We start from the raw sequence: 13,683 nt of genomic DNA, 5'->3' as shown, positions 1-13,683 counted from the left end.
CGCGCTGAAGGAATCCCATGGCCGTCTCCTCCGTTTCTTCCGTCGGCGGCGTCGCTGCGCAGAGCAGCACGACGGCGACCGACGCCTCCGAGCGTTTCCTGAAGCTGCTGGTCGCGCAGATGCAGAACCAGGATCCGCTCAACCCGATGGACAACGCCCAGGTCACCAGCCAGATGGCGCAGATCCAGACGGTCACCGGCATCGAGAAGCTCAACACCACCGTCGAGGGGCTGTCGAGCCAGTTCGTGCAGTTGCAGGCGCTGCAGGGCGCCTCGCTGGTGGGCCGCGACGTGATCGTGCCGGGCAACCTGCTGGACATCCACGACGGCGTGGCGCAGGGCGGCTTCGAGCTGACCTCGGCGGCCGACGCGGTGAAGGTCGAGGTGCTCTCGGCCGGCGGCCAGGTGATCGACACGCTCGAACTCGGCGCGCAGACGGCCGGCATGCACAGCTTCGACTGGAACGCCGGCACCGCGACCAACGACACCGGGCTGCGCTTTCGCGTCACCTCGCGGCTGGGCGGCGTCTCGACCACCGCCACGCCGCTGATGCGCGATTCGGTCAACGCCGTCGCCGCCTCGGGCACCGGCTTCAGCCTCGAGCTGGCGCGCGGCGGCAGCGTCGACTACCGGGCGGTCAAGGCCTTCAACTGAACCACATCACTCAGGGACACGCACATGGGCTTCCAGCAAGGACTCTCCGGCCTCAACGCCACCGCCAGGAACCTCGAGGTGATCGGCAACAACGTCGCCAACGCGAACACCTTCGGCTTCAAGTCGTCGCGCGCCGAGTTCGCCGACATGGTTTCCAGCGCGCTGGCCGGCACCGGCAACACCAGCCCCGGCATCGGCACGCGCATGACCACGGTGGCGCAGCAGTTCACGCAGGGCAACATCACCACCACCGAGAACTCGCTCGACGTGGCGATCAACGGCGCCGGCTTCTTCGAGCTGCGCGACGGCAACGGCCGCACGCTGTACACCCGCAACGGCCAGTTCAAGATCGAGGCCGCCACCGGCAACATCGTCACCACGCAGGGCGAGCAGCTCATCGGCCGCGCCGCCGACGGCAGCTACCCCTCGCCGCTGCGCCTGCCGACCGCCGGCATGGGCGCGCGCAGCACGACGCGCATGGCCATCGAGGCCAACCTGCCGGCCAGCGCCACCGCGATCGACCCCGGCATCGCCTTCGACCCGAGCAACGTGGCGAGCTACAACAACGCCACCTCGACGACCGTCTACGACTCGCAGGGCAACGACCTCGCGCTGACCTACTACTTCCGCAAGACGGCGGCCAACGAGTGGACCGTCCACGCGCTGCCCGAGGGCGAGACCACGCCGCAGACCTTCACGCTGAGCTACGACCCCAGCGGCGCCACGCCCACCGTCTCGCCGTCGCCGGCCTCGGTGACGATGGCGAACACGCCGTCCACCGGCACGCTGAACATCGCGCTCGACCTGTCGACGATCACCCAGTACGGCACCGCCTTCGGCGTCACCGACCTGGCGCAGGACGGCTACGCGCCGGGCCAGCTCGTCGGCGTGATGATCGAGGACAACGGCACCATCACCGCGCGCTTCTCGAACGGCGAGACGCTGGCCGCCGGCACGGTGCAGCTCGTGACCTTCCGCAACCCGCAGGGCCTGCAGCCGATGGGCGGCAACGCCTGGGCCGCGACCACGGCCGCCGGCGCGCCGATCCAGGGCAACCCCGGCGAGCAGAACCGCGGCATGCTGCAGTCCGGCGCGCTGGAGGACTCCAACGTCGACCTGACCGCCGAGCTGGTCTCGATGATGACCGCGCAGCGCATCTACCAGGCCAACGCGCAGACCATCAAGACCGAGGACGCGGTGCTGCAGACGCTGGTGAACCTGCGCTGAGGGACCGACGCGCCGTGAACTCGACCCCGCACCCGTTCGGGCTGAGCCCGTCGAAGCCCATCGTGCCCCTCGGCCACCCTTCGACAAGCTCGGGGCGAACGGGGTTTTACTGAAAGACCGCGATGGACCGCCTCATCTACCTGAGCATGGCCGGCGCCAAGGCCGACATGCAGCGCCAGGACGTGCTGGCGAACAACCTCGCCAACGCCTCGACGCCGGGTTTCCGCGCCGAGCTGACGGCCTTTCGCGCCGTGCCGGTGCAGGGCAGCGGCGCGAGCACGCGCGTCTACGCGCTCGAATCGACGCCCGGCCACGACATGAGCCCGGGCGTGGTGGCCACCACCGGCCGGCCGCTGGACGTGGCGATGCGCGGACAGGCCTGGCTGGCGGTGCAGGCGCTGGATGGCACCGAGGCGTACACACGCGGCGGCTCGCTCGAAGTGGCCGCCGACGGCACGCTGGTGACGCAGTCCGGCCTGCCCGTGCTGGGCGACGGCGGGCCGGTCCAGGCGCCGGCCGATTCCGAATTGAGCATCGCCGCCGACGGCACGGTCAGCGCGCGCGCGGCGAACGGCCGCATCGACAACATCGGCCGCCTCAAGCTGGTGACGCCCGAGGCGCCGCTGAACCGCGGCACCGACGGCCTGTTCCGCGCGGCCGGCGGCGAACTGCCCGCCGACACCAACGCGCGCTTGCAGGACGGCGCGCTGGAGGGCAGCAACGTCAGCCCGGTCGAGACCATGGTGGCGATGATCGCCGCGGCGCGCCAGTTCGAGGCGCAGATGCGCATGCTGCAGACCGCCGAAGGCAACGAGAAGGCGGCGGCGCAACTGCTGTCGATGTCGTAACAGACGAAGGAGAGCCGATCATGATGCGATCGCTGTGGACCTCGAAAACCGGCATGGAAGCCCAGCAGACCCAACTGGACGCCATCTCGCACAACCTCGCCAACTCGGCCACCAACGGCTACAAGAAGTCGCACGTGGTGTTCGAGGACCTGATGTACCAGAACATCCGCCAGGCCGGCGCGAGCAGTTCCGAGGAAACCACGCTGCCCACCGGCCTGCAGGTGGGCCTGGGCACGCGCGCGGTGGCCAACGTGCGCAGCTTCACGCAAGGCAACCTGCAGCAAAGCAGCAACCCGCTGGACGTGGCGGTGCAGGGCAACGGCTTCTTCGAGGTGCAGTTGCCCGACGGCACCACCGGCTACACGCGCGACGGCTCGTTCCAGGTCAACCCGCAGGGCCAGATCGTCACCAACAGCGGCTACCTGCTGAACCCCGGCATCACCATCCCCGCCACGGCGCAGAGCGTCAGCATCGGCACCGACGGCACCGTCAGCGCCACGATGCCGGGCAGCGCGCAAGTGCAGACGCTGGGCCAGATCCAGCTCGCCTCCTTCGTCAACCCGGCCGGGCTGGAGGCCAAGGGCGAGAACCTCTACGCCGAGACGGCCGCCTCGGGCACGCCGCAGACCGGCGCGCCGGGCAGCAACGCGCTGGGCACGCTGCGCCAGGGTTTTCTCGAAACGAGCAACGTCAACGTGGTCGAGGAGCTGATCGGCATGATCCAGACGCAGCGCGCCTACGAGCTGAACTCGAAGGCGATCCAGACCTCCGACCAGATGCTGCAAAAGCTGGGGCAGCTATGACCCCCCCCCGTAGCGCCTTCGGCGCTCCCCCCCAGGGGGGCGCCGCCAGCGGCCCGGCAAAGCCGGTTCCGCGGCGACCGCTTGGCTTTGTCCTGCTGCTTGCCGTTCTTGCTCTGGCCGGCTGCCAGGCCCTCAACGCGCCGGCCAAGGTCGACGTGGCCGAGCCCACCAGCGCGCTGCCGCTGGCCCAGCCGGCGCCGGTGCTGAACAACGGCGCGATCTTCCAGGCCGCGCAGTACCGCCCGCTGTTCGAGGACCACCGCGCGCGGCTGGTCGGCGACACGCTGACCGTGCTGATCGTCGAGAAGGTCTCGGCGACGCAGAAGAGCACCAGCAGCATCGACAAGAGCGGCAAGGTCGCCGCCGGCATCACCGCGCTGCCGTTCATCTCGAGCAACTCGTTCGGCCGCGCCAGCGTCGCCGGCAGCTCGAGCAACACCATGGACAGCAAGGGCAGCACCGAGAACACCAACGACTTCTCGGGCACCATCACCGCCACCGTCACCGGCGTGCTGCCCAACGGCCACCTGCTGGTCGCCGGCGAGAAGCAGATCGGCGTCAACCACAACGTCGACGTGCTGCGCTTTTCCGGCCAGGTCGACCCGCGCGCCATCCAGCCCGGCAACAGCGTGCCCAGCGCGCAGATCGCCAACGTGCGCATCGAGCACCGCGGGCGCGGCGCGCAGGCCGAGGCGAACGGAATTGGCTGGCTGGCACGCTTCTTTTTGAACGTTCTGCCGATCTGAGCGCGCCAAGAATGGGGTCATGGAACATGACTCCGCCTCCGTCCCCGGCGAGCGCGTCGAAGCGCTGCTGCGCACGCTGATCGCGATCGCCGCGCTGGCCGCCAGCGCCGCGCTGTGGTGGCCCGCCGCCGCCCATGCCGTCGGCTCGGCGCGCATCAAGGAGATCGCCAGCGTGCAGGGCGTGCGCAGCAACCCGCTGGTGGGCTACGGCCTCGTCGTCGGCCTCGACGGCACCGGCGACCAGACCACCTCCACGCCCTTCACCACGCAGAGCATCGCCGCGATGCTGCAGCAGATGGGCGTCACGGTGCCGGCCGGCGCGAACATGCAGTTGAAGAACGTCGCCGCGGTGATGGTCACCGCGCAACTGCCGCCCTTCGCGCAGCCGGGGCAGACGCTGGACGTCAACGTCTCGTCGCTGGGCAACGCCAAGAGCCTGCGCGGCGGCACGCTGATCGCCACGCCGCTGAAGGGCGCCGACGGCCAGATCTACGCGCTGGCGCAGGGCAACCTGATCGTCGGCGGCGCCGGCGCCTCGGCGGCCGGCTCCAAGGTGCAGATCAACCACCTCGCCGCCGGGCGCGTGCCCGAGGGCGCGACGGTCGAGCGCGCCGTGCCCACGCCGCTGAACCAGGGCGACGCCATCCAGCTCGACCTCGCGGCCAGCGACTACGGCACCGCGCGCGACGTGGCCGGGGCGATCAACGCGAAGATGGGCGAGGGCGTCGCGCAGGCGCTCGACGGCCGCACCGTGCGCGTGCGCATGCCGGCGGCGCCGGCCGCGCGCGTGGCCTTCCTCGCCGACATCGAGAACCTCGCCATCGAGCGCGCCGCGCCGGCCGCGCGCGTGGTGATCAACGCGCGCACCGGCTCGATCGTCGTCAACCAGGCGGTCACGCTCGCGCCCTGCGCGGTGGCGCACGGCAGCCTGTCGGTGACGATCAGCACCACGCCGGTGGTCAGCCAGCCCGGCCCGTTGGCCGGCGGCCGCACGGTGGCGCGCGAGAAGGCCGACATCACCATCAGCCAGCAGGCCGGCTCGCTGATCGAGATGCCCGCCGGCACGCAACTGGTGGACGTGGTCAAGGCGCTGAACTCGCTCGGCGCGACGCCGCAGGACCTGCTGGCGATCCTGCAGGCCATCAAGGCGGCCGGCGCGCTCAACGCGGAGCTGGAGGTGATCTGATGGCCATCGACCTGCGCTCGCTCGACGCGCTCAAGTTCAGCGCCGCCACCGACCCGAAGGCGGCGATCAAGGAGACCGCGAAGCAGTTCGAGGCGCTGTTCATGCAGCAACTGATGAAGAGCATGCGCGATGCCTCGATGGCCGGCGGCATGCTCGACAACGAGGGCTCGCGCCTCGGCACCGAGATGCTCGACACGCAGTTCGCCACCAGGATGACGGGGCTGCCGGGCGGGCTGTCGGAGATCATCGCGCGGCAGCTCGAACGCCAGATGAGCGGCGCGCAGCCGGCCGTTCCCGCCGCGGCGGGCGCGCCGGCGCCGGGCGCGGAAAGCCGCAAGGGCCTGGGCGACCAGGCCGGCTTCGTCAGCCGGCACGGCGAGGCGGCGCGCGCCGCCGAGGCCGCCACCGGCATTCCGGCCGCGTTCATGATCGCGCAGGCCGCGCACGAGAGCGGCTGGGGCCGGCGCGAGATCCGCAACGCCGACGGCAGCGCGTCGAACAACCTGTTCGGCATCAAGGCCGGGCCGTCCTGGAAAGGCCCGGTCGCCGAGGTGACCACCACCGAATACGTGAACGGCGAGGCGCGCAAGGTGACGGCGAAGTTCCGCGCCTACGCGAGCGCCGCCGAATCGTTCGCCGACTACGCGCGCCTGATGAAGACCAGCCCGCGCTACACCGGCGTGGTGGCCAACGCGGGCAGCGCGCGCGGCTTCGCGCAAGGCCTGCAGGACGCCGGCTACGCCACCGACCCGGCCTACGCCGACAAGCTGGCGCGCACGATCAACACCACGCTGCGCCTGCAGCGGGCCTTGAGCTGAGGACGCTCTCATGCGATCTACCTGGAAGCCGCGGGCCGAGCGCCGGGCCGCTCCCAAGCCGGCCCGCATCCCCTCGGGGGATCGGCCGATGTACCCATCGGACGAGGGGCTGACGTCATGAGCGCATCCGCATTGATGTCGCTGGGCATGCGCGCGATGAGCGCGAACTACGCCGCCTTGCAGGCCACCGGCCACAACATCGCCAACGCCAACACCGTGGGCTACTCGCGCCAGAGCGTGGTGCTGGAGACCAACGGCGGCCAGTACACCGGCGCCGGCTTCTTCGGCAAGGGCGTCAACGTCGCCACGGTGCAGCGCGAGCACGACGCCTTCCTGACCCGCGAGGCCGCCACCACCAAGGCCGTGGCCGCCGCCGACGCGGCGCGCGCCAGCCAGCTCTCGCAACTGGAGAAGGTGTTCGGCCTGGGCGAATCGGGCCTGGGCCACGCCGCCGCGCAGATGTTCAACGCGCTGGTGGACGTGGCCAACCGGCCGTCCGACACCTCGGCGCGCCAGGTGGTGCTGGCGCGCGCCGGCGAGTTCGCGAGCAAGCTGGAAACCGCCGGCCGCCAGCTCGACACCTTGCAGCGCGGCGTCGACGAGGAACTGAAGGCGAACGTCGCGCTGGTCAACATGCTGGCCGGGCGCGTGGCCGATCTGAACCAGAAGATCGCGCTGGCCAAGGGCTCGGGCCAGTCGCCCAACGACCTGCTCGACCAGCGCGACCAGGCCATCAGCGAGATCGGCAAGTACATCCAGGTCACCACCGTCGACGCGGGCGACGGCAGCACCAGCCTGTTCGTCGGCGGCGGGCAGACGCTGGTGCTGGGCAACCGGGCGGCCACGCTGGCGGCGGTGGCCGACAGCTACGACCCCGCCAAGCTGCAGCTCGGCATCGTCGACGGCGGCTCGCTGCGCATGCTGCCGCCGGGGCAACTGGCCGGCGGCGCGATCACCGGGCTGCTGCGCTTCCAGAACGAGGACCTGGTGGCGGCGCGCAACCAGCTCGGCCAGTTCGCCGCGGCGGTGGCCGGCAGCGTGAACCGGCAGCAGGCGCTCGGCCTGGACGGCGGCCAGCCGCCCGGCAGCGGCGCGCCGCTGCTGGCCGTGGGCGCGCCGCGTGTGCTGCCGGCGGCGAGCAACACGGGCGGCGCGAACGTCGCCATCGACATCGTCGAGCCGACCGAGCTTCAGGCGAGCGACTACGAATTGTTGGCCGACCCCTCGCTGCCGCCCGGCAGCTACAGGCTGACGCGGCTGTCGGACGGCCTGTCGCAGACCGTCGCCGACGGCGCGGTGGTCGACGGCATGCGCATCACCATCGGCACGCCGGCGCCCGCGGCCGGCGACCGCTTCCTGCTGCAGCCGGTGGCCGCGGCGGCCAGCGGCGCGAAGCTGGCGCTGGAGAACACACGCGGCCTCGCCGCGGCCTCGCCGGTGGCGGCCACCTTCGGCGTCGACAACGTCGGCAGCGCATCGGTCGCGGCGCTCAGCGCCACCGCCGTCGATGCCGCCGCGGCGCCGCTGACCGCCAGCATCGTCTTCACCGACGACAACGGCGGCTACACCTGGGAACTGCGCGACGCCAGCAACGCGCTGGTGCGCAGCGGCACCGGCACCTGGACACCCGGCGAGCCGATCCGCAGCGACGCCTGGACGCCGGCCGCGCCGGGGCAGCGCTACGACTGGTCGCTCGAACTCAGCGGCGTGCCGCGCAGCGGCGACACGCTGACGGTGGGCGACACGCCGTTCCCGGCCGCCGACAACGGCAACGCCAAGGCGATGATGGCGCTGCGCGACGCCGGCCTGGTGGGCCAGCGCACGCTGCCCAATGGCAGCGTGGTGCCGGGCGCCAGCGTCACCGACGCCTACGCCAACCTGCTCGCCGAGGTGGGCGTGCGCGTGCAGGGCGCGACGCTGACGGCGCAGCAGTCGGCCTCGATCGCCGACCAGGCCGAGGCCGACCTGACGGCCCGCGTCGGCGTCAACCTCGACGAAGAGGCGGCGCGGCTGATCCAGTTCCAGCAGAGCTACCAGGCGGCGGCGAAGATGCTGCAGGTGGCGCAATCGCTGTTCGATACCCTGCTGCAAACCGCCGGCGCTTGAAAGGGAAAGACGACATGACGGTACGCATCAGCACGCTGCGCCTGACCGAGAGCGGCATCGCCACCTTGCAGAAGCGCCAGGTCGAGATGGCCGAATCGCAGGAGCGCCTGACCAGCGGCAAGCGTGTGCTCAAGGCGAGCGACGACCCGGCCGCCGCGGCGCGCGCCGAGCGTGCGCTGGCCGGCCAGATGCGCGCCGAGACCAGCCAGCGCGCGGTGGACGCGAGCCGCACCGCGATGTCGCTGTCGGAGACGGCGATGGCCGATTCGATCGAGCTGCTGCAGCAGGCGCGCGAGGCCATGGTGGCCGCCGGCAACGCCTCGTACAGCGACCAGGAGCGCCGCAACCTGGCCGACAAGATCACGGCCATCCGCAGCCAGTTGTTCGCGGTGGCGAACCGCACCGACGGCGCCGGCAACCACCTGTTCGGCGGCCAGGGCGCGACCGCGCAGCCCTTCGTCGACGCGCCCGGCGGCGTGGCCTACCACGGCATCGGCGGCGAGCGCCGCACCGAGGCCGGCACCGACCTGCCGCTGACCGTCGACGGCGAGGGTGTCTTCATGACCGCGCGCACCGGCAACGGCGTGTTCCAGACACGCGCCGGCAGCGGCGTGACCCAGGCCTGGATCGACAACGGCCAGGTCAGCGACCCCTCGGCGCTGACCGGCTCGACCTACACGCTGGAGTTCTCCGTCTCGGGCGGCGCGACCACCTACGCGGTGCTGAAGGACGGCGTGCCCACCGCCGTGAGCGCCGCGCCCTACACCTCGGGCCAGGACATCACGGTCGACGGCATGACGTTCCGCATCAGCGGCGCGCCGGCGGCCGGCGATAGCTTCAGCGTGCAGCCCTCGACCTCGACGCTGTCGATCTTCGACGTGCTCGACCGCGCCGCCGCGCAGCTCGCCACCGGCGGCCGCGGCCCGGCGCAGATCGCGCAGGGCAACAGCGACGCGCTGCGCGACATCGACCAGGCGATGGCCCGGCTGCAAGGCGCGCGCGCGCTGGCCGGCGAGATGCTCTCGCGCATCGAGGGCGAGACCTCGCGGCTGGCCGACCAGAAGCTGTCGGCGCAGATACAGCGCAGTGATGCGGAAGATTTGGACATGACCGAGGCGATCTCGAAGTTCGAGAACATGCAAACCGGCTACGATGCCGCGCTGAAGTCGTACTCGATGGTGCAGCGCCTGTCGCTGTTCGACTACCTCAGGACCTGAGCTCTCCATGCCCGACGTCGCGATCCTCGGCCAGGTGGCCCTCGGCTACTCGCCCTACATCGCCAAGAACCGCTCGGTCTCGGCGACGCGGCTGACCGTGTTCCCGCTCAAGCCCGACGCGGCGCTGGACACCGCGCAACTGCTCGAGGCGGTCGCCGGCGTCTGGCCGGCCGACGGCGCGAAGGTGTCGCTGAACGTCGCCGGCGAGTCGCTGCTGCAGGACCTGATGCGGGCGCGGCCGGCCGGCAATGTGATGATCGAGATCCCGGCCTTCATGGCCTGCGACGCGACCAACACCGCCGCCATCGTCGCGCTGCGCGCCAACGGCAACGAGCTGCTGCTCAAGGGCCGGCCTCTGGTCGAGCTGCCGCGCGAAGTGCTGCCCTGCTTCAAGTACTCGATCATCGACCTGTCCGACGACCGCCGGCTCGACGGCACCCAGCCGCCGCCCGGCGTGAAGCGCAGCATCCCGCACCTGCAAGGCGGCGTGCGCACCATCGCCGAGATGGAGCAGGCCTTCGCGCGCGGCGCCGAGGCGGTGCTCGGCTGGCCGATCGACGACGCGATCCAGGCCGGCGACCAGGCCGCCGCGGGCCAGGCCGACATGCAGACCATGGTCGAGCTGATCCGCCAGGTCGACGCCGCCGAGCCGATCGACAAGCTCGAGAACACGCTCAAGCGCGACCCCTCGCTCGCCTTCAGGCTGATGCGCTACATCAACTCGCCGGCCTTCGGGCTGCGCGTGGAGATCAGCTCGTTCCGCCACGCCATCATGATGCTCGGCTACAAGCGCCTGAAGCGCTGGCTGGCGCTGCTGCTGGCCACCGCGAGCAAGGACGTCAACATGAAGCCGGTGATGTTCGCCGCCGTGCGCCGCGGGCTGCTGATGGAGGAGCTGGGCCGCTCCAGCAGCGACGAGGAGATGCGCAGCGAGCTGTTCATCTGCGGCGTGTTCTCGCTGCTCGACCGCGTGTTCCGCCAGCCCTTCGCCGAACTGCTCGCCAACATCCCGGTGCCCGGGCGCGTCTACGAGGCGCTGGCCGAGGAGTCCGGCCCGTTCCAGCCCTACCTGCACATGGTGCGCGCGGTCGAGAGCGGCTCGCTGTTCGACTTCCGCGAAGCCGCCGACGCGCTGATGCTGGGCGTCAGCGAGATCAACCGCGCGCAACTGCGCGCGCTCACCGCCGCGTCGCAGCTCGAATGACGCGGCGCGCCGGGCGTGGTGCCGCGGTTCGTGACGCGGGTCACGCTCACGCCCGGCGACGGCGGCGCCGCGCGAGCTGCGCATTACCGAGGGTGGCGGCATTGCCGCAACGTCCGGTCGCCCCTCGCGTGACATCCTGCCGCCCGATGGCGCATCGCCTGCCGCGCCCGGCGCGCGCCAGGGCGGGGGTGCAAGACAATAGCCTCGAACCAGCGCAGATCCCCCGGATTCCTTGACCGACCGCCCCGTGTCCGACCTGCCGACCCTCACGACCGCGACCGCCGTGCTCGACGAGCAGGCGCTCGAACGGCTGCGCGAACTCGACCCCAAGGGCGAGAACAAGCTGATCGAACGGGTGCTGCGCGCCTACGAGACCTCGGCGCTGCGGCTGCTGCCGCAGCTCGACGCGGCGCGCGCCGGCCGCGACCGCAACGGCGTGCGCCACGTGGTGCACACGCTCAAGTCGTCCTCGGCCAGCATCGGCGCGCTGACGCTGTCGCAGCAGTGCGCCGCGATCGAGGCGATCGTGCGCGACGGCCGCGCCGACGACCTGGAGCCGCCGCTGGCGGCGCTGACGGCCGAGCTGGCCGCGGTGCGCGCGGCCATCCAGTCCCTGCTCGGCGCCGCCGCATGAACCCGGTCCACCACCGCGACGACGACCTGCCCGCGCAGCCGCGCGTGCTGCTGGTCGACGACGACGAGGTCAACCTGCTGCTGACCTCGATCGCGCTGCGCGAGCGCGGCTTCGACATCACCGAGGCCACCGGCGGCGAGCAGGCGACGCGCATCCTCGCCGAGTGGCTGCCCGACGTGGTGGTGCTCGACGCGCTGATGCCCGGCATCGACGGCTTCGAGACCTGCCGCCGGCTGCGCCACCTGCCCGGCTTCGAATCGCTGCCGGTGCTGATGCTCACCGGCCTGGACGACGACGCCTCGATCACGCGCGCCTACGAGGCCGGCGCGACCGACTTCTTCGTCAAGTCGACGCAATGGAGCCTGCTCGCCGGCCGGCTGCGCTACCTGCTGCGCTCGGCGCGCACGCGCCACGAGCTGGAGCGCGCCAAGGCGCGCCTGGCGCGCGCGCAGGACCTGGCGCGCATGGGCAGCTTCGACTGGAAGCGCGGCGACGGCGGGCCGGTGTTCTCGGCCGAGGGCCTGCGCGTGTTCGGCCTCTCGCCCGACGAGAAGCTGCCGTTCCGCGCGCTGCTGCGCATGCTGCCCGAGGTGGAGCGCGACAGCCTGACCACCGTGCTGCGCGAGGTGCTGCGGCACAGCTCCGTGCTGGCGCGCGACGTCACCGTCACGCTGCTCGACGGCCGCCAGCGCATCGTTCACGTCGAGGCCGAGCCGGAGTTCAACGAGCACGGCAGCCTGATCGGCTACACCGGCATCGTGCAGGACGTGACCGACCGCCGCGTCGCCGAGGACAAGATCAAGCACCTGGCCAATTTCGACGGCCTGACCGGACTGCCGAACCGGCGCCAACTGATCTGGCGCACCGAGCGCGCGCTCGAACACGCGCGCCGCCTCGGCCACCAGGTGGCGCTGCTGCTGATCGACCTGGACCGCTTCAAGATCATCAACGACACGCTCGGCCACGGCGCCGGCGACGAGCTGCTGATGGAGGTGGCGCGCCGGCTGCGCTCGTGTGTGCGCCACTCCGACCAGGCGATGGAAAGCTCGCTGGAGGCGATGGGCTCGCGCTCGCACCGCACGCTCGAGGCGGTGGGGCGCCTGGGCGGCGACGAGTTCGTCGCGCTGCTGCCCGAGGTGGCCGACGAACACGACGCCGAGCGCGTCGCGCGCCGCATCCTCGACCTGATGCGCGAGCCGATCTTCGTCGGCGGGCAGGAATGTTTCGTCACCGCCAGCGTCGGCATCGCGCTGTACCCGCGCGACGGCGCGACGATGGCCGACGTGCTGCGCAACGCCGACGTGGCGATGTACGCCGTCAAGTCCAGCGGCCGCAACAGCCAGCAGCTCTACTCGCCGATGCTGGCCGGCAAGGGCCGCGAGAAGCTCGCGCTCGAGACCGACCTGCACAAGGCGCTGGAGCGCGAGGAACTGGTGCTGCACTACCAGCCCAAGATCGACGTGCGCAGCGCGCGCATGGTCGGCGCCGAGGCGCTGATGCGCTGGCGGCGCGGCGGCGAGCTGGTGGCGCCGGGCGACTTCATCCCGCTGGCCGAGGAGACCGGCCTGATCAACCCGTTCTCCGAATGGGCGATCCGCGAGGCGGCGCGCCAGGCGCGCATCTGGCAGGACGGCTTCGGCTTCGCCGAGTCGATCGCGGTCAACCTGCCGAGCCGGCTGTTCGAGCGCACCGACCTGGTCGAGCACATCCACGCCGCGGTCAGCGCCTACGGCGTGCCGCACCACGCGATCCAGCTCGAGATCACCGAGACCGGGCTGATGAAGGAATTGCAGAGCGTGATCCCCTCGCTGCACCGGCTCAACGAGATCGGCGTCGAGATCTCGATCGACGACTTCGGCACCGGCTACTCGTCGCTCGCCTACCTGACCACGCTGCCGATCTCCGAGCTGAAGATCGACCGCAGCTTCGTGCGCGACCTCGGCCTGACGCCGGCCAGCAGCGCGATCGTCAAGGCGATCATCTCGCTGGCGCGCGCGCTCGGCCTGCGCGTCATCGCCGAGGGCGTCGAGAGCCTGCGCCAGATGGAGGCGCTGCACAAGGAAGGCTGCTGGCTGATGCAGGGCTACCTGTTCAGCCGCCCGCAGCCGGCCGAGGACATCGAGGCCTGGCTGCAGCAGACCGTGCTGCCGCGCAAGGCGCCCTGGATCGGCAAGGTCGGCGAGGCCGATCTGGCCGAGACGCTGCGCCCGATCGGCCTGCGCAGCCGGCCGGCCGGCTGAC

At 71.3% G+C, this 13,683-nt stretch carries 12 protein-coding genes; all 12 read left to right on the top strand.

From position 1 onward, the window contains the following. Positions 1-17 precede the first annotated feature (17 nt). Positions 18-653 (top strand): flagellar hook assembly protein FlgD, encoded by a 636-nt coding sequence (locus QM792_RS15860; protein WP_415151068.1) that lies wholly within the window; start codon positions 18-20, stop codon positions 651-653. 24 nt (positions 654-677) lie between these two features. Then, the gene (gene flgE, locus QM792_RS15855; protein WP_415151067.1) at positions 678-1,880 is read left to right on the top strand and encodes a flagellar hook protein FlgE; all 1,203 of its coding nucleotides are present in this window, start codon (positions 678-680) and stop codon (positions 1,878-1,880) included. A gap of 122 nt (positions 1,881-2,002) precedes the next feature. Next, a complete protein-coding gene (gene flgF, locus QM792_RS15850) occupies positions 2,003-2,728 on the top strand; it encodes a flagellar basal-body rod protein FlgF (protein ID WP_415151066.1) in 726 nt (241 codons plus the stop codon). Positions 2,729-2,748: 20 nt separating this feature from the next. Continuing rightward, positions 2,749-3,531, top strand: a complete 783-nt coding sequence (gene flgG, locus QM792_RS15845; RefSeq protein WP_415151065.1) for a flagellar basal-body rod protein FlgG — start codon at positions 2,749-2,751, stop codon at positions 3,529-3,531. A gap of 155 nt (positions 3,532-3,686) precedes the next feature. Then, positions 3,687-4,277 carry a flagellar basal body L-ring protein FlgH gene (locus QM792_RS15840; RefSeq protein ID WP_415151064.1) on the top strand — a complete coding sequence of 197 codons (591 nt, stop codon included), beginning with the start codon at positions 3,687-3,689 and terminating at the stop codon, positions 4,275-4,277. A gap of 19 nt (positions 4,278-4,296) precedes the next feature. Continuing rightward, positions 4,297-5,463 carry a flagellar basal body P-ring protein FlgI gene (locus QM792_RS15835; protein WP_415151063.1) on the top strand — a complete coding sequence of 389 codons (1,167 nt, stop codon included), beginning with the start codon at positions 4,297-4,299 and terminating at the stop codon, positions 5,461-5,463. Next, positions 5,463-6,281 (top strand): flagellar assembly peptidoglycan hydrolase FlgJ, encoded by an 819-nt coding sequence (gene flgJ / locus QM792_RS15830; protein WP_415151062.1) that lies wholly within the window; start codon positions 5,463-5,465, stop codon positions 6,279-6,281. Before QM792_RS15835 ends, flgJ begins: the two co-directional genes overlap by 1 nt. A 117-nt stretch (positions 6,282-6,398) precedes the next feature. After that, positions 6,399-8,387: a flagellar hook-associated protein FlgK gene (gene flgK / locus QM792_RS15825; protein ID WP_415151061.1), complete on the top strand. Its 1,989-nt coding sequence runs from the start codon at positions 6,399-6,401 to the stop codon at positions 8,385-8,387. A 14-nt stretch (positions 8,388-8,401) separates the two neighbouring features. Next, entirely contained in the window at positions 8,402-9,604 is a 1,203-nt protein-coding gene (gene flgL, locus QM792_RS15820; protein WP_415151060.1) for a flagellar hook-associated protein FlgL, read from the top strand. Positions 9,605-9,611: 7 nt separating this feature from the next. Continuing rightward, positions 9,612-10,808: an EAL and HDOD domain-containing protein gene (locus QM792_RS15815; RefSeq protein ID WP_415151059.1), complete on the top strand. Its 1,197-nt coding sequence runs from the start codon at positions 9,612-9,614 to the stop codon at positions 10,806-10,808. A gap of 232 nt (positions 10,809-11,040) precedes the next feature. Next, complete coding sequence (locus QM792_RS15810) at positions 11,041-11,442, top strand: Hpt domain-containing protein (RefSeq protein WP_415151058.1); 402 nt, start codon at positions 11,041-11,043, stop codon at positions 11,440-11,442. Beyond that, on the top strand, positions 11,439-13,682 hold the full coding sequence (locus QM792_RS15805; protein ID WP_415151057.1) for a putative bifunctional diguanylate cyclase/phosphodiesterase: 2,244 nt from the start codon (positions 11,439-11,441) through the stop codon (positions 13,680-13,682). Before QM792_RS15810 ends, QM792_RS15805 begins: the two co-directional genes overlap by 4 nt. Position 13,683: the final 1 nt, after the last annotated feature.

Origin of the sequence: Piscinibacter sp. (assembly GCF_047600445.1) — a bacterium.
Lineage (GTDB): Bacteria > Pseudomonadota > Gammaproteobacteria > Burkholderiales > Burkholderiaceae_C > Piscinibacter.
This window is presented reverse-complemented; position numbering and strand designations above follow the sequence as displayed.

What these genes read in the sequence shown, in the direction of transcription:
- flgG (WP_415151065.1), top strand. Translation starts at nt 2,749, where the DNA reads ATGATGCGATCGCTGTGGACCTCGAAAACCGGCATGGAAGCCCAGCAG.
- QM792_RS15815 (WP_415151059.1), top strand. Translation starts at nt 9,612, where the DNA reads ATGCCCGACGTCGCGATCCTCGGCCAGGTGGCCCTCGGCTACTCGCCC.
- flgK (WP_415151061.1), top strand. Translation starts at nt 6,399, where the DNA reads ATGAGCGCATCCGCATTGATGTCGCTGGGCATGCGCGCGATGAGCGCG.
- flgF (WP_415151066.1), top strand. Translation starts at nt 2,003, where the DNA reads ATGGACCGCCTCATCTACCTGAGCATGGCCGGCGCCAAGGCCGACATG.
- QM792_RS15860 (WP_415151068.1), top strand. Translation starts at nt 18, where the DNA reads ATGGCCGTCTCCTCCGTTTCTTCCGTCGGCGGCGTCGCTGCGCAGAGC.
- flgL (WP_415151060.1), top strand. Translation starts at nt 8,402, where the DNA reads ATGACGGTACGCATCAGCACGCTGCGCCTGACCGAGAGCGGCATCGCC.
- flgJ (WP_415151062.1), top strand. Translation starts at nt 5,463, where the DNA reads ATGGCCATCGACCTGCGCTCGCTCGACGCGCTCAAGTTCAGCGCCGCC.
- QM792_RS15805 (WP_415151057.1), top strand. Translation starts at nt 11,439, where the DNA reads ATGAACCCGGTCCACCACCGCGACGACGACCTGCCCGCGCAGCCGCGC.
- flgE (WP_415151067.1), top strand. Translation starts at nt 678, where the DNA reads ATGGGCTTCCAGCAAGGACTCTCCGGCCTCAACGCCACCGCCAGGAAC.
- QM792_RS15835 (WP_415151063.1), top strand. Translation starts at nt 4,297, where the DNA reads ATGGAACATGACTCCGCCTCCGTCCCCGGCGAGCGCGTCGAAGCGCTG.